The organism is Gemella sp. zg-570, from assembly GCF_018866345.1.
GTDB lineage: Bacteria > Bacillota > Bacilli > Staphylococcales > Gemellaceae > Gemelliphila.
Window position 1 is genome coordinate 1,329,099 of sequence record NZ_CP076443.1, and the last position, 16,964, is coordinate 1,346,062.

The 16,964-nt window shown below is 27.6% G+C and carries 15 protein-coding genes; 9 read left to right on the top strand and 6 right to left on the bottom strand.

What is annotated here, in order from left to right; genetic code table 11:
- The first annotated feature begins 28 nt into the window (after positions 1 to 28).
- Positions 29 to 157: an LPXTG cell wall anchor domain-containing protein gene (locus KMP11_RS06500; RefSeq protein WP_216279782.1), complete on the top strand. Its 129-nt coding sequence runs from the start codon at positions 29 to 31 to the stop codon at positions 155 to 157.
- 155 nt (positions 158 to 312) lie between these two features.
- Here KMP11_RS06500 and brnQ read toward each other — a convergent pair whose 3' ends face one another.
- Together brnQ and KMP11_RS06510 are read right to left on the bottom strand one after the other, a co-directional pair.
- Positions 313 to 1,689, bottom strand: a complete 1,377-nt coding sequence (gene brnQ / locus KMP11_RS06505) for a branched-chain amino acid transport system II carrier protein (protein WP_215756567.1) — start codon at positions 1,687 to 1,689, stop codon at positions 313 to 315.
- A gap of 655 nt (positions 1,690 to 2,344) precedes the next feature.
- On the bottom strand, positions 2,345 to 3,568 hold the full coding sequence (locus KMP11_RS06510; RefSeq protein WP_215756568.1) for an HD domain-containing protein: 1,224 nt from the start codon (positions 3,566 to 3,568) through the stop codon (positions 2,345 to 2,347).
- A gap of 165 nt (positions 3,569 to 3,733) precedes the next feature.
- On the opposite strand from KMP11_RS06510, the gene KMP11_RS06515 reads away from it, so the two are divergent.
- From KMP11_RS06515 to KMP11_RS06535, 6 genes are all read left to right on the top strand, one after another.
- Entirely contained in the window at positions 3,734 to 5,218 is a 1,485-nt protein-coding gene (locus KMP11_RS06515) for a DUF1846 domain-containing protein (protein ID WP_216279783.1), read from the top strand.
- A gap of 837 nt (positions 5,219 to 6,055) precedes the next feature.
- Entirely contained in the window at positions 6,056 to 6,181 is a 126-nt protein-coding gene (locus KMP11_RS07860) for a hypothetical protein (protein ID WP_256444857.1), read from the top strand.
- A gap of 359 nt (positions 6,182 to 6,540) precedes the next feature.
- The gene (locus KMP11_RS06520; protein ID WP_216279784.1) at positions 6,541 to 7,011 is read left to right on the top strand and encodes a hypothetical protein; all 471 of its coding nucleotides are present in this window, start codon (positions 6,541 to 6,543) and stop codon (positions 7,009 to 7,011) included.
- Positions 7,012 to 7,774: 763 nt separating this feature from the next.
- On the top strand, positions 7,775 to 9,115 hold the full coding sequence (locus KMP11_RS06525; protein WP_216279785.1) for an SSURE domain-containing protein: 1,341 nt from the start codon (positions 7,775 to 7,777) through the stop codon (positions 9,113 to 9,115).
- A gap of 118 nt (positions 9,116 to 9,233) precedes the next feature.
- On the top strand, positions 9,234 to 9,935 hold the full coding sequence (locus KMP11_RS06530; protein WP_215756989.1) for a response regulator transcription factor: 702 nt from the start codon (positions 9,234 to 9,236) through the stop codon (positions 9,933 to 9,935).
- A 3-nt stretch (positions 9,936 to 9,938) separates the two neighbouring features.
- Positions 9,939 to 10,967: a sensor histidine kinase gene (locus tag KMP11_RS06535; RefSeq protein ID WP_215756990.1), complete on the top strand. Its 1,029-nt coding sequence runs from the start codon at positions 9,939 to 9,941 to the stop codon at positions 10,965 to 10,967.
- Positions 10,968 to 11,410: 443 nt separating this feature from the next.
- Here the strand turns inward: KMP11_RS06535 and KMP11_RS06540 are convergent, their stop codons facing one another.
- Positions 11,411 to 11,710, bottom strand: coding sequence for a hypothetical protein (locus KMP11_RS06540; RefSeq protein WP_216279786.1), 300 nt, complete (start codon positions 11,708 to 11,710; stop codon positions 11,411 to 11,413).
- Positions 11,711 to 11,877: 167 nt separating this feature from the next.
- On the opposite strand from KMP11_RS06540, the gene gndA reads away from it, so the two are divergent.
- The gene (gndA, locus tag KMP11_RS06545) at positions 11,878 to 13,290 is read left to right on the top strand and encodes an NADP-dependent phosphogluconate dehydrogenase (RefSeq protein WP_216279787.1); all 1,413 of its coding nucleotides are present in this window, start codon (positions 11,878 to 11,880) and stop codon (positions 13,288 to 13,290) included.
- Positions 13,229 to 14,650 (top strand): glucose-6-phosphate dehydrogenase, encoded by a 1,422-nt coding sequence (zwf, locus tag KMP11_RS06550; RefSeq protein ID WP_253195954.1) that lies wholly within the window; start codon positions 13,229 to 13,231, stop codon positions 14,648 to 14,650. The genes gndA and zwf overlap by 62 nt, the downstream gene beginning before the upstream one ends.
- A 317-nt stretch (positions 14,651 to 14,967) precedes the next feature.
- On the opposite strand, the gene KMP11_RS06555 is transcribed toward zwf, so the two are convergent.
- The 3 genes from KMP11_RS06555 to KMP11_RS06565 all read right to left on the bottom strand — a co-directional run bounded on the left by KMP11_RS06555 (position 14,968) and on the right by KMP11_RS06565 (position 16,963).
- The gene (locus tag KMP11_RS06555; protein ID WP_371741339.1) at positions 14,968 to 15,192 is read right to left on the bottom strand and encodes a TnpV protein; all 225 of its coding nucleotides are present in this window, start codon (positions 15,190 to 15,192) and stop codon (positions 14,968 to 14,970) included.
- A 19-nt stretch (positions 15,193 to 15,211) separates the two neighbouring features.
- Positions 15,212 to 16,174: a hypothetical protein gene (locus KMP11_RS06560; RefSeq protein WP_216279789.1), complete on the bottom strand. Its 963-nt coding sequence runs from the start codon at positions 16,172 to 16,174 to the stop codon at positions 15,212 to 15,214.
- Between the two features lie 246 nt (positions 16,175 to 16,420).
- Entirely contained in the window at positions 16,421 to 16,963 is a 543-nt protein-coding gene (locus tag KMP11_RS06565) for a hypothetical protein (RefSeq protein WP_216279790.1), read from the bottom strand.
- Between the last annotated feature and the right edge of the window lies 1 nt (position 16,964).

Sequence of the window (16,964 nt, forward strand, 5' to 3'; positions counted from 1 at the left end):
TAAAATAAATCAAGCTAAAGGAGTTCTTATGAAATTATTAGCTAGACTGCCCCATACTGGAGAAATAATAAGTGATTATAGTTCTTATGTAGGACTCGTGTTACTATTTATAATAATTTCTTACTTGGTATGGCGTAAAAATAATAAGAAAAAATAAAAGATACGGAAATATTTCCGTATCTTTTTTATATGTAAATATTAATAAAAATATTTTTATTATCTTTTCTTAAAATAATTTTTTAAATATTTATTTTAAATTATTTTTCTAAATTTTTAATGATAGAAAATTTACATTAGAAAATTTTTACTTAATTACTTCTTTACTACTTTTACATAGATAAAACTTACCACAAATCCTACAAGAGAGAATCCTAGCCAACCTAGAGAATAATTTCCTAGAGGTACTGTTTCTGTAAAGAATTTTGTTACACCTGCTGGAACTTTAAACCATTCTGTCAGGGCAGAAAATGTTGAAATAGAATCATACAGGGCTGGGACAAATGTGAACCCTACCGTAGTAGCATAGACTTCTCTTCTACTATCAAAAATTTTATCTAAAAATGTAATAAATACTAAGATTACTGTTGGCGGATATAGTAAGTAAAGGACTGGTACTGACCATTTAATTATATTTGTTAAACCGTTAAAATAAAGTAATGTTGAAATTATTGTAAATAATGTTACCCAAAATCTTTCTGAAAATTTTGGCATTAATCTATGGAAATATTCAGAACAAGCAGTAACTAAACCTGTAGAAGTAGTTAGACATGCTAAAAATATTATAGCAGCTAAGACAACTTGTCCTAAATTACCTAAAAAATAATCAGAAGTTAAACTTAATACTATACCACCTGAAATGGCATCTCCTTTATAAGTTAAAGCTCCTCCTTGTAATGAAAACAAATCTTGTGATATTGCTCCTATTCTGGCAATAAATATATACACTACAGCAAGTAATGATACAGATAATAAACCTGATTTTAAAGTAATAGATGATACTTCTTTTCCTGTTTTCGCTCCAAATAATTTAGCCGCATTGATGACTATAATTGCAAAAGCTAAAGAGGCCAAAGTATCCAATGTTCCATATCCTTGAATAAACCCCGCTACAAAAGGAGTGTCAGCGAAAGAATCAGCTACTCCCTTACCTGAATTTAAAGGTGTACCATAGCCTGAAGTTGCTTTTAAATAAGACGCTGTCGCCAAAATGCCTATAACTATTAACAAACTAGGTGTTAAAAATTTACCCACACGATCAGCAATTTTGCTAGGGTTAATTGCTAGAAAATATGTAATACCAAAAAATACTAAAGCGTAGATAATTTTAACAGTAAGACTTGTTCCAAATATAGGCTCTATACCTATAGAATAAGAAGTTGCTCCAGTTCTAGGTATGGCAAAAAGTGGTCCTATAGACAAATAAAGGGCAACTGCAAAAAATACACCAAAAGTTTTTGATACACGTCCAGCATAATCTGCAACATCAGAAGAACCTGAATAAGCAATAGCCGCTACCCCCAACATAGGTAAACCAACACCCGTAATACAAAAACCTAATATTGCAAGCCAAACATTTTCTCCTGAATAGGCTCCAAGAAAGGCTGGAAATATTAAATTACCTGCCCCAAAAAATAGGGCAAATAGCATTAGTCCTATGGTTACATAAGAATTTTTTAAAAATTTTGACATAAATACCTCCTAAATAAATAATATTTCAAAAATTTTATATTTCAAAAATTTTATGAAATATATATTAATATATATTCATAAAAAAGTCAATATTTTTTTCAATAACTTTTTGAATTGTCAGAAAAATTATTTTAATATACAAAAATATAGCATTCTAATACTTATAATTATAATTATTTTCTAAAATTTCTATTATATTATATTTATAAATATAAATATAATATATAACTTACTAGAAGTTTATTATTTCTACACCATACTTTAAAATTTGCATTTTTTATTATTCCTTATTAATTTCATTTATTTTAGGATATTTATTAAAATTTATGTTTTGTGAAATAATGTTTACACAAGATGAAATTTTTTCACTTTAACTAGATATAAATAAATTACCTTTTAAAAGTTATCTATATTTTTCCATATGGAATATTATCATTCACTTGAAGATTATAATTATTTTCTTCTATAAATTAAAGATAGGATACTACATATTTATTATTAGTATCATTAGTAAAATACTTTAAAAACTTTTAACAAAAGTTATTACTAGAAAAATTTTTTATTTTTTATAAATATTACTATATAGCAGATTTTTATCTAAAAAATAAAATACAATAAAAATAATTTTTATCGTATTTTATCATCTTCTTAAAAATTAATTTAGTTTTGGATAGAAAATTGTTCCCTCTTTTTTTGTGTCTCCCTTAGTTATGGCAGCAACTATATTACTAGCTTTTTCTAGGGCTATAATCTCTCCGTTTTTCTTTTCGATTAGAATTTTTTGCCCAGTATAGGGCGTGTAGGGGCTTTTTTCTATATTTTCTTCTCTTAAATAATATTTTTCATCTAAATTATATTTTTTTAATTTCTCTTTTATTTCTAGTAATTTTTCTTCTGAATAATCTACATATTCAAAAAGTTTTCTATTTAATAATCTACTTGCTAAATCTTTAGCTATTTCATCGTCTTTTTCTTGAATTATATTGCAATAATACTGCACAACACTTTCATCAAGTTTAAAATATTCTTCTTCTGTAACTTCTTCTTTGGTTAAAAATGGAATAATCACAGGCAAGTCTTTAAAATATTTTTTATTTTCCTTGTAAATATCTTTTAGTCTGCTGAAAAGTTGAATAAATATTGCTTCGTAACTTCTGGCTACTGGGTGAAAATAAACTTGCCAATACATTTGGTATCTTGCCATAATATAATCTTCTACACTATGTATACCACTTTCTTTAGTAACTATATATTTTTTTCCGTCAGTATGTTCTCTTACCCTAAATGTTCTAAGTATTCTTTCCAAGTCAAATTGACCGTAACTTGTCGCTGAAAAATAAGAATCACGCAATAGATAGTCCATTCTATCTGCATCTAATTGGGCTGATACAAGCTGATTTAACAAATCATTTTTATGTTCATGATTAATTATAGCTACAACATCTTGAGCAAGACTAGCAGATACTTTTGTTAAAATTTTATTTATTTCTGTATCACCTAAAAGTATTTTTATTGTATAGTCTTCGTGATTATGACTTGTTACCTGTTCAAAGGCGTGAGAAAATGGACCATGCCCTATGTCATGTAAAAGTCCTGCAAGCATTACTGCAAGTCTGTCATATTCACTTAATTCTGCATGCAAGGATTTTATTTCTGTAACCATGCGTCTAACTATTTCATAAACACCTAGCGAATGTGTAAATCTTGAATGTTCTGCAGTTGGATAAACTTGAAAATCTCCACCCAACTGATGAATACGTCTTAAACGTTGAAATTCTTTTGTGTCTATGGCCTGCCAAATAATTTTGTATTCTATATTTATATAACCGTGTATAGAATCTCTTATAACTTTTCTTTCTGATAATTTTTCTAATTTCATATATTCTTCCTCTTAGACTTATTACTAAAATTTTATAAACTAATCTATTTATTGGTATTGTATCACTTTATAAAAAAATAATAAAGTTTTATTGAAATTTACATTAAAATTTTTCCAATATAGATAAATTTTTGTTATAATATTTGTTTGAGGTGAAAAAATATTATGAAAAAACAAGCATTCGATTCAGAAAAATATTTGAATTTACAACGTAACCATATACTAGAAAGAATTAATCAATTCGGTGGCAAACTCTATATGGAATTTGGCGGGAAAATGTTAGAAGATTTTCACGCTGCAAGAGTATTACCTGGTTATGAACCAAATAATAAAATAAAATTATTAAAAGAGTTAAAAGATGAGGTTGAAATTGTTATTGCTATTAACGCTAATAATATTGAGCAATCTAAAGCTCGTGGCGACTTAGGAATATCTTACGACCAAGAAGTTTTAAGACTTATCGATACATTTAATGAACTTAATATTTATGTAGGTTCTGTCGTTATTACTCAATACGCAAACCAAAGTGCTGCCGATAACTTTCGCAAGCAACTAGAAAAAAATAGTATTAAATCTTACCTGCACTATCCGATAGATGGCTATCCTACAAATATAGATTACATCATATCTGAAAATGGTATGGGAAAAAATGATTACATAGAAACAAAACGCAACTTAATTGTTGTTTCTGCTCCAGGCCCTGGGTCAGGTAAATTAGCAACTTGTATCTCGCAACTTTATCATGACCAAATAAGAGGTATTGAATCTGGTTATGCAAAATTTGAAACATTCCCAGTCTGGAATTTACCTTTACACCACCCAGTAAACTTGGCTTACGAAGCGGCAACAGCAGACTTAGATGATGTTAATATGATTGACCCATTCCACCTAGAAAAATACGGAAAAACTGCCGTTAATTACAATCGTGATATTGAGGTATTCCCCGTTTTAAATCGTACATTTGAAAGAATTTTAAACAAATCACCTTATTCTTCACCTACTGATATGGGTGTAAATATGGTTGGCTTTTCGATAATTGATGAGGAAGATGCAATAGAAGCATCAAAACAAGAAATTATTCGTCGCTACTACCAAACACTTGTTGACTTAAAAGCAGAACGTGTTAGTAAACAAGCAATTAAAAAAATAGAATTATTGATGAATGAAATTGGAGTTACTCCAAACGACAGAAAAGTAACAGACATAGCTAGGGAAAAATCAGAAAAAACTAACTCTCCTGCCCTAGCATTAGAATTGCCAAATGGCGAAATAGTAACGGGAAAAAGGTCGGAACTATTTGAACCGTCAGCTGCACTTATAATTAATGCAATTAAAAAATTAGGAAACATAGATAAGGAAACTAGACTAATAGAACCAGAATACGTTAAACCTATCCAAAATCTAAAAATAAATCATCTGGAAAATAAAAATCCTCGTCTGCACGCCAACGAAATTTTAATAGCCCTAGCCATAACTGCTATGAACAATAAAGATGCCAACAAGGCAATGAAAGAACTTGGAAATCTAAAAGGTAGTGAGGCTCATTCTACTGTAATGCTAAAAGAAGAAGATAAAAATACCTTGAGAAAATTAGGAATAAACCTAACTTTCGACCCAGTATTCCAACAAAATAAATTTTACAGAAAATAAATTTTAAAATTAATAATAACCAACTTATCTAAAAAAATTATAAAAAATGGTTGAATTTAAAATTCAGCCATTTTTTATTATATTAAAATTTAGTTTTAAAATTAGTAGTTGAAAAAATAATTTTTTGAAAATTTTTTAAATTTTGAAATCGCAATACCCTTTATTATACCATATATTTTTTAAAAAAAGATAATTCTTGTTTTTTTTATAATTTTAGTGATATAATAAAAATGAAAATAAAAGAGCTAATGCTATTTAAAATATAATAATTTACTCATAAAGAAAGAAAATTAATATGAATAAATAATTCAAATTTACTAGTGCTGTTTTAGCATCTATCTTAATTATCACACCTATTTCTACTTTAGTTTATAATTATAAAAATGTGGCAAAAGCTGAAAAAGTAAAAAATAAGATTTGAAGTGATATAAAATGAAAAGAGACCTTATAGTAACAACTTTATTTGTAATATTATTTGCATACCTATATTATAGAAATGTATTATCTAAATATATGTCTTTTACTCAAGAAAATATTAACTTTCTAATATTTTCTATAATATTTATGTATACCTATGCAATCACCTCAAATATAGTAAGAAAATATATAAAAAATCTCAAGAAAAAACAAACAAAATAAATGGTTGAATTTGAAATTCAACCATTTTTTAGTTGCATATTTTTTGAAGTCATTAATTTATTTTTTAAAGATATAAAAACAGTTTTTTTCTTTATGTATGCTATAATGAATAATATAAATATACTTTCATGCTTATTTAGTAATGTGTTGTTATTGCAGTTGCATATTAACCTTTATTTCATAAAAGGAGGAGTCCTTATGAATAATAAATTTAAAAGCATGCTTACTTTAGTTGATAGGATTTATCAAAATTATGGTTATCTTAAAATTACATCACATGATTTTAAAATTGGAGATACCTTTGAAATGGGGGCAGTACGATGATTCAAATCTTATGTAATATTTTGTTAGTATTGTGCTTACTAGGAATAATATCAAATTATAAATTATTAAAAAAGCGTAGAAAAAAAGATTAAATATTAAGAATTTATCTAAAAATACAAAATAGAATAACTTTAAAAATAAATGCTTGTATTTTTATTTTAAATTACATCATTTATTTTTTCATTATCTTCTTAAATTTTTTATTTCAAATAAAAAACCTAACCTTTAAAAGCGGTAATTATTTAGTTATATCATATATCCCTTAAAGTTTGTGGCTTGATTTTTATATTTTAATATGTTATAATAAATTTCATAAGTATACTTATTAATTATAAATATTTACAAAGAGAGGTAATATTATGAATACACAATTTAAAATATTAAGTGCTGTTCTTTCAGCTAGTTTGTTAATTACTCCTATTTATGCTTTGACTCATAATTATAAGAATGTGGTAAGAGCAGCTGAATTAAGTAATAATGACGAATTTCAAAGACTATATAATAGATTAAATTATAATAAAAAAATAGAATTTAACAAACTAAAAAAAGAATTAAAACTCACTAAAAAACAACAACTAGAAATACTAAAAGATAAGGAGATAATGGATAATCAACCAACTGACAGGTGGAAATTAGCAGTTATAAAAAAAATAGCTAAGTGGATTTCTTTAAAAGTTGGAGAAAAAAGCGTAGCGGAGATAACAGATTATTTATTAGAATGGGAAGACGATTTACAAACTGGGATAGAGAATTTTTTAGTAGAATATTGTGGCTTTAGTAGAGGATCTGCTCACTGGACAGCTAAAACAGCTATGTTCATAGCCTTTTAAATTCTATGAAAAAAAATTCCATAAAAAAATTTTTATTTTTCTCTATAACAATATTTTTTTTAACTTTAAGTATTATTAGACAATTTTTTTATCCAGAATTAACTAATATAATAAATAATTCAGTTAAAGACTTAAATATATATATAAAATTTACAATAATAATAGGCTCAATAATTATTTTATATATACTCTTCCCATATAAAAAGAATGATAAATAGTCATTTTTCTAAAAAATAGAAAACCTTTACTTTAAAATATAAAAAATGCTTGAATTTGAAATTTCAAATTCAAGCATTTTTTATTATCATTAAAATTATCAATAATTAACTTTAAAATTTGTATATAACACTTATTAAGTCTTTATAATTAAATTTTAATAAATATAATTAAGCTCCTACTTTTATTTTAATAATAAAATATTATAAATAAAATTTCTAAATACCATACAGCCCCTAATTTTATTTATAAAAATTAGCTTCAACTAAAAATAAAATTTTCTTCCATATATTATATTTTATAAATTTTCAATTTTTATTTACTAGTATTTTTTAAAATTTTTACTAAATTTTTAATTTTTCTATATAATATTTTCAAAATAAATAAACAAAAAATATTATACTTAGCAAGTCTCTAAAAAGTAACGATAAAATTAAATCCTTATAAAAAAATAATTAATTCTTAAGAAATATTTAAGAATTAGCTAAAAACTACTTAATAAATATCTGTTATACTTAGTCTATCATAAAATATAAGGAGATTAATTATGTTAAATAAAAAACAATTAAATATATTTTCAATTAGAAAATTTAAAGCAGGAGTAGCTTCTGTTTTAATAGCTAGTGCCTTTTTACTATTTGCAGGAGGAAATAATGCTCTTGCACAGATGGAAAATATGCCAGTTGCAAACAGCGAAGTAGCCATGCCTATGAATGAAAATCAACCCAATATGAAAGAGGCTACTAAAGAAGATATTAAAATGGCAGTTGAGAAAAATATAAAAGCAGAAACTGAAGTTCCTGCCTCTTACCTTGAAAAGGCAAAAGAAGATGGAACAGGTCCTTTCCTTGCTGGTGTAAACAATGTTATTCCATTTGAAGCATTTGGTGGCGATGGAATGCTTACTCGATTATTACTTGAAAAATCTAAAGATGTGGCTTGGTCTGATAATGGTGCAGATATGAATGACGCAATAGCACCCCTAGAAAACTTAAAAGATATGGAATACTTCTATACAGTTTCTCTTGAAGGAACTGATGGTAAGGTTGGTAAAGAGTTGTTAAACAAGCTTAAAGACAATGGAACTCGAACTTATAATGCGGATGTCAATGTTTTCGGAAAAATTGGTGATAAAGCAGATGAAAGTAATGTTATTGCTAGCAGAACAATTAAAGTAACTATTAATGGGCTAACTCCTACTAGTGATGTTATAAAAGCAGTTGAAGAAAATATAAATGAAGAAACAGAAGTACCTACTTATTATGTTGAAAATGCAGATTCAGAAGCTATGGGTCCTTTCCTTGCTGGTGTAAATAATACTATTCCATTTGAAGCATTTGGTGGCGATGGAATGCTTACTCGCCTACTTCTTATGGCTGCTAAAGATGCTCCTTGGTCTGATAATGGTGTAGATATGAATGCTCCAATCTTGCCTCTAAGTACATTAACGAACGGTCAATACTTCTACAAAGTATCACTTGACGGAGTTGCAGCTGGTAAGACTGGTAAAGAATTATTAGAAGCACTTAAGGCTGCTGGTATAAATTCATACACTGCAACAGTAGAAGTTTTTGGCAACAAAAATGGAAAAGCTGACGAAACAAATGTAATTGCAAGCAGAAAAGTTACATTAAAAGTAAATATGAAGATGCTTGAAAAAATGAATATACAAGGTGAAATGTCAATGTCAGAAGAAATGAAAATGAAAGACGGAATGGTTATGTCTGACAAAATGACAATGCAAGATGAAATGAAAATGCCAGATAAAATGGATAAAAAACTTACAAAAACAGGTTCTACAACTTCTAATTCATTAGGTATTGTTAGTTTTATACTAACTATATTAGCTGGACTAGGTTTACACAAAAAATTTAAAATTAAAATGTAGTAATTAAAAAATAAGCAAATATAATTTTTTAAAATTAAGTAGCTTAACTTGAAGGACTTTCTAAAATAGTGTTATACTTGCATAAGTATAGCACTATTTTTCATAAAGGAGGGGTAGGATGAATAAAACAATATTATTAGTAGATGATGAAATTGAAATAAAAGAAATAAACCGTCGTTATCTAACTCAAGAAGGATACACAGTAAAAATTGCCAACAACGGTCTTGAAGCCTTAGAAATTTTTAAAAAAGAAGAAATTTCATTAATTATTACAGATATAATGATGCCTCTTATGGACGGCTATGACCTAATAAGTCAAGTGCAAAAAATTTCACCAGACCAACCATTTTTATTCATCACAGCAAAAACTTCTGATATGGATAAAATTTATTCACTTAGCATAGGTGCAGATGATTTTATAAGCAAGCCTTTTAGCCCGCGTGAGCTAGTCTTACGAGTAAATAACATATTACGCCGTATCAATGGCAATAAAGAAACAAAGAAAAATAAGGACTACTTACAAATTGGAGATTTAAAAATAAATAGCAGAACAAGACAAGCCTTTATTGAAGAAAAAGAACTTTCTTTAACAAATAAAGAATTTGACCTGCTTTGGATTTTTATTAGCAATCCAAAAAAAGTTTTTTCAAAAACAGAACTTTATGACAATATTTGGAATGAAGAATATATTGACGACACAAACACCCTAAATGTTCATATTCATGGTTTACGTAGTGCAATATCTAAACATTCAACAGAGAAAACACCAACAATAAAAACTGTTTGGGGTCTTGGTTACAAATTGGAGGTGCAAGTATAAATAATGAAATTAAAATATTATATTTTGATAGGTTACTTAACATCTACAATAATTACTATCTTGGCCTTAATTTGGGCAATAAACAGAATGCTTATCCCTGAAGAAGGAGAAATTTTTATAGTCTTAACAACTATATCAGCCAGCTTAATAGGTGCCTTAGTTAGTAGACTACTTATTAAAAAAGTATTCAAATCGCTAGAATATTTAACAAATCATATAGAGGGTATATCAAAAAATAATTTTGAAACTATTGAAAATATAAAAAATCCTATTGAATTTCAAGAATTTGCTAAAACTTTAAACGATATGACACGCAAGTTAGAAGAAAGTTTTCAATCCCTAGAAGATAGTGAAAAGGAAAAAAATATCATGATTGCTCAATTATCTCATGACATAAAAACACCTATCACTTCTATTCAAGCTACTATCGAGGGAATGCTAGACGGTATAATATTAAAAGATGAACAAGAATACTATCTAAAAACAATCAGAAGACAAACTGACAGATTAAATAAATTGGTTGAAGCCTTAAATGAAGTTACACTAAATAAAATAAACAATAAAGAAAAACCTCTACAAGTAATTTTTATTGATAAACTACTTATTGATACCCTATCAGAATTTCAATTAAAATTAGATAAGGAAAATAGACAAGTTGATATTAAAGTAGAACCAACTTCAGCTAAAATTTTTAGCGATTATGACAAAATCTTGCGTATCTTAGTTAATCTTGTAAGCAACGCCCTAAAATATTCACCAAGTGGTTCAGCCTTGAAGATACAGGCTAAATTAGATGATAAGAAATTAAATATTAGTGTTAAAGATGAGGGACAAGGTATTAAGAAAGACGACTTGCAAAAAATTTTCAACCTACTTTATAGGGTAGAATCTTCAAGAAATATGAATACGGGAGGATATGGTTTAGGGCTTTATACAGCCCAAGAATTAGCAAGTCAATTAAATGGTCAAATAAGTGTGCAAAGTGAATTTGGAAAAGGTAGTTCCTTTACCCTAACTATAGAAAATAAATAAATTTTTAGAAAATTATAAATCTGTAAAAATAAAAACACTGGAAAATCCCCAGTGTTTTTTGTTGAACTGACTAGATATTAACAAAAATATTATTTTAGGAATATCAGATAGCAAAATATATTTTGTATGGAATAATAGCTATAATAATTTCTAAATTTTCTCTATAACAATAGCTAATAATTTTTATTAATAAACTTATTTTATTATGATTTTTAATTACAAAATCTTTAATAATTAATAAATTTTTTTATTAGCTTCATCAATAGAAAATAGAATTTAAAAATAAATTTAAACTTTATAATAAAATTAAATTATTTCTAAAATAAAAAGAGGTTGTTAGCAATCTCTATTCATATAGTAATTTCATAATTTGTAATTCAATCATTTTTAAATCATTTTCCTCCTTTTGTCTAGCAATTCCTAAAAAAATATCTTTGGAAAATCTAGGTAAAGATAGGAGCGATGATAATTCTTAATATTACATCTTCTCTAAGTTCTTTATTTACCCTATCGTCTTTTTTTAAAACAGCTTGTATTATATTTATAAATTCTGGTAAAACTGGCTGGAAACTTAGCAATAATTTTTTACGAATTAGGCTTAAAGTTTGCACTTCTTGAATAATAATTTTTACAAGGTTAATATTAGCACTTGCAAAAGCAAATCTGTCTTGAACTAAAAAATTAATCCTACTCGGTAAGTCTTTGTATTTTTTAAATTTCATTTCCTCATTAAATAAAACCATTATATTATTTATAAAATCATCTTAAGTAGTCTCCTATTTCAAAATCTTTTTATCAAATAATTTTTTTAATTTCTTTCCTAGATAATCTCCTATATTTTAGTAGTATTTCATTTTTAATTATTTTGTATTAGTGGTATAATCGTATTATTATAAATTTGGAGGGAACAATGAATAATATAGCAGTAATCGGTTTGTCTGTTATGGGTAGTAATCTAGCCCTTAATATAGCAGATAATGGATACAAGGTAGCAGTTTTTAATCGTACAACTTCTGTTATGGAAGAAATGATTGAAAAATTTCCGCATAGAAATATAGAAGGAAAAAAAACATTAGAAGAATTAGTTAAGAGTTTGGCAAAACCACGTAAATTTATTATCATGGTTAAGGCTGGCTTTGCTGTTGATGCAGTGATTGAACAGTTGTTAGAATATGTAGAAGATGGAGATATTATTATTGATGGTGGTAATTCATTTTTCAAAGATACACAAAGAAGATATGAATACCTATCAGAAAAAAATATTCACTTCTTCGGTGTAGGTATATCAGGTGGTGAAGAGGGAGCTAGACGTGGTCCTGCCATGATGCCAGGTGGAAATGAAAAAGCCTATGAAGAAATAAAAGCAATTTTAGAAGCTATATCTGCTAAGGTGAATAATGTAGCTTGTTGTAGTTATACTTCTACTGGCGGTGCTGGTCATTATGTAAAAATGGTTCATAACGGAATTGAATACGGCGATATGCAACTTATCTCTGAAGCCTATATGATATTAAAACACTTAGGAGGATTTACTAATCAAGAATTACAAGAAATTTTTGAAAAATGGAACAGTGAAGAGCTAGAATCTTACCTAATAGAAATCACGGCAAATATTTTCAAGGTGAAAGACTCCGAATCAGAAGAATTTTTAGTTGATAAAATCCTTGACAAGTCTGGACAAAAAGGAACTGGAAAATGGACAACAGAACAGGCAGTTGATTTGGGAATAGATATTTCTGTAATTTCTAGCTCACTAAATGCTCGCTACATGTCTAGCTTTAAAGATGAAAGAGTTAATGCAGAAAAAATATTTAACCGTAAAGCTTATGAAGTAGTAAAAGACCCTTCTAATTTAGTAAAAATTGTAAAAGAATCTTTATTTGTAGCAAAAATAATTTCTTATGCACAAGGTTTTAAATTATTACAGGCTGCCGAAAAAGAATATAATTGGTCATTTGATTATTCACAAATCGCTAAAATATTCCGTGGTGGCTGTATTATCCAAGCAAAATTATTACAAAATATTATAGAGGCCTATGAAGCCAATCCAAAATTAGAAAATTTAATCCTAGACCCATTCTTTAAAGAAACTATTAAAAATAATCAAGCTAGTTTAAGAGAAGTAGTAATATTAGCAATTCAAAACTCATTACCTGTAACATCACTAAGTAGTGCTTTAACATATCTTGATGTTTACACTACTGCCAATAGTGGTGCTAACCTAATCCAAGCCCAAAGAGATTATTTCGGTGCTCACACATTTGAAAGAACAGACAAGGCTGGTTCATTCCACTATGATTGGGTTGGAAACAATGCAAAATAAGGCAATAACAATTTTTGGTGGCAGTGGCGATTTAACATATCGTAAACTTCTACCAGCCATGTATAATCTCCATGTTCTTGATCAACTAGACGAAGATTTTAAAATTATCGGACTGGGGCGTCGTGATTACACAACAGAGGACTATATAGAAATAGCTCGTGGTTGGATGAAGGAACATTCGAGAAAAAAATATGTTGAAAAAGTTTTTAATGAGTTTGCACAAAGAATTACTTATTTTAAAATAGATATTTCTAATGAAGATGAATATGCTAGGTTACAAGAATTTTATATTGATAAAGAAATTAAAGAACATATATACTACTATGCAGTAGCTCCTGAAATGTTTTTGACAGTTACTAACGGATTAAAAAAATATTGCAGTAAAAACAAGGCTAAAGTAATTATAGAAAAACCTTTTGGAGCAAACTTAGAAAATGCTTCTAAACTAAATAATAAATTAGCAGAATTTTTTGGACAAGATGAAATTTATCATATAGACCACTATCTCGGCAAAGAAATGATACAAAATATTTTATCTGTACGTTTTAACAATGCTATATTCAAGGGAATTTGGAATAAAGATTTTATAGAAAGTGTCCAAATAACAGCAGCAGAAAGTGTCGGAGTCGGAACTCGTGCTGGTTACTACGATAAGAGTGGGGCTATGAAAGATATGATCCAAAACCACCTACTACAAGTATTGTCAATAGTGGCCATGGAAAAACCGACAGGTACAAGTATGTACAAGGAGCAACTAGAATTATTAAAATCATTAAAACCTATTACTAATATTGAAGATAATTTAGTTATGGGGCAATATGACGGATACTTAGAAGAAAGTAACATTGCACCAGATTCAAAAACGGAAACTTATGTTGCTTTAAAAGTAGAAATTGATAATGAACGCTGGCAAAAAGTTCCCTTCTTTATAAGAACAGGAAAAAAATTAGCAACTAGAGAAAGTCAAGTTGTAATTAAATTTAAGGCAGAAAATGACGCTCCTCAAAATATGTTGATTATAAAAATACAACCAACAGAGGGTATTTATTTGAAATTTAACGCTAAAAAACCAGGAACAGCCAATGACTTGCAGGAAGTTTCTATGGATTTTTGCCAAAGTTGTATCTTAGAAAATCGTTTGAATACTCCTGAAGCCTATGAAAGATTATTGTACGCCTGCCTTGTTAATGACAGAATGCTATTTTCACAATGGGATCAAATAGTCGCTTCTTGGAATTATATTAACGATATTTTAGAAAAATATCACTCTTCTGGTGCTAAATTATACACTTACGACCAAGATTCTATGGGACCAAAAGAAGCCTACAAGCTAACAGACTGGATATTAGATTTAGAATAATAAATTTTTAATCTAAATTTAGATAAGAAATTTAAATTTTAAAAAATATTTAGGGCTAATTTTATCAAAACTAAATAATAAGAAAATTTTAATATAATAAAAGCTACTAAATTAATTTTTAGTAGCTTTATTTCTTATATAGTTATTAATCTTTAGCTAGTTTCCTGTTTTTAATCCTTAAATTTTATTTAACTAACTAAAAAATTAGTATTATAGATTTTTAACTTAAAAATAAGTCGTTGCAATAAAAAATAAACCTTGAAAAAATTTTTAATCAAGGCTTGTTTTTTCTTATTCTAGCACGTTAATAAATTCTCTTAATTTACCAGCTTCAATTTGTCCTGGCGCTGACACTTGACCCACTGCATTTGATCTTTGACTTTCAACTCTTCTGTTATCCCCATATTTTTCATCATCTCTGGTTTCATTTTCTCCATAAAGTTTTCTGCTTGTGTCTGAATTTCTATAAGATGTTTCAACAATGTTTTCTCTTGATACATCTGTTGTAACATGATTTGATGTTTCTCTTCTTGTGAGTTCATCAAAAAGTTCAATCTCTCCTTAGTAAAGAAACTCATCGGTGCTTGTTTGTAAAGTTCTTGCCTTGTCAATTCTACTATCTTCTCTAAGATTTCCTCTGTTGTTGGCATCTCTTGAAATGAATTTTCTTTCTTCTCCATTAAGTTCATCTCCAATGCTTGATCGAAGTCCATCATCTTCTATTCCTCCTTTAATCTGTGTATGATTTTCAATATTTAATTCCTTGTTTTTTATATTGTACTGCTTATCAGCCTCTTTTGTCTGCTCATTTAATCTGAAAATTTCTTTTTCTGCTTCTATTACGGTTGTTATGATATTTTTATTTATTGTGCTTAAATATGCTCCTAAATTTTGAAAAGATATCTCATCAAAATCTTGTAAATGATTTTTTAATAGTTCAACTTTAGGAACATGATTTATACCTAATCTTTCAGATACAGATATTAATAAACTTTCTTCCAAAAAGTTCCTAAAATCATTCTGTTTAAAGGCTTCTATTTTCATTTCATTAGCAATTACTGAATAATTTGCATTAATAAACTGTTTAATGACCTCCTTTAGTTTTGAAATACTCGTATCGTGTTCATCTATATTCATGTATGCTTTTTTTAAAATATTATCTAATGTGTCATTCCTTAAATCAGCATTCATCTTCCAAAGATTTATTTCATTAACATTTCTATCTTTTGAAACAGTTTGAGAAACATCAAAAACATAAACAACCTTTTTATATTCGCCAAATTGCCTTAAAGTCGGAATACCTTTTTGCCCTCTTTTCACAACACGATTAAATGTTTTTTGCCAAAAATCATATTCTCCACAAGCTGTTGCCTCTTTATTGTGATAGGCTATACTGACTTGACTATTAAAATCATATTTCGAGTTATTTCCAATAACTTTAAGTAATGCAACATATCTTTCGCTATCTTTTAGATTTTCCTCTAACATTTTTTTTAATAGATGTTCATAATCATTTATTCTCATTTTTACCTCCTCTTTAAAAAGAAAAAGACAAGCAGTCTTTTCTACTTGTCTTTCGTTGGTTTATATTTAGTTTATTTTAATTATTATTTGTTATCCTCGTCCTCAGCTTCTTTGGACTTAGCTACATCAGCTATTAACTTTCTAAAATCAATAGCATTCTTAGATGTTATAATAGAATTTCCTGTTTCTTCGATCTCTTTTCTTAGAACTTAATTTATGCTTGAAAATCTTTAAGTTTTAATCCAATCATATTTCGCCAACCTCCTTAAGTTCACTTCTGTAGTAATATTCTGGAATTTCTGTTATGCTTATCTTTTTTTCGTCTAGTATTCTTTGATGGCTTCTTGATAGGAAGATACCCGAGCTAATAAATAGTTTTCCATATTCTTTTATAGTATTAACTATTTCATCAAGTTTATCTTCATCATCTAAAATAATATATTTTTTATTGTCTATTTCAATATGATGTTCAAGTTCAATTAGTTCTTTAATATGTTCTAGCATTTTTTCAGAGATGGTTTTTTCATCTTCATCACTTTCATATTTAGAAATAAATTCTGTTTTAAAGTATTTTAAGTTATGGGGTAAGTCTTCTTGAATATTTTTTAATCTTTGGTAGGTTACTTCCTCGCAAATATTATTTTCATTATTGGTGCAAAGAATATATTTACGATTTCCTCCGTCTTCTTTATTTAGTTGCATTACTGCATGCCCCGTTGTGCCAGAACCCTCTGATGTCAAGGGTATGCCACTTTTTATTACATATAATTCTTCATAAATTAATGTCATC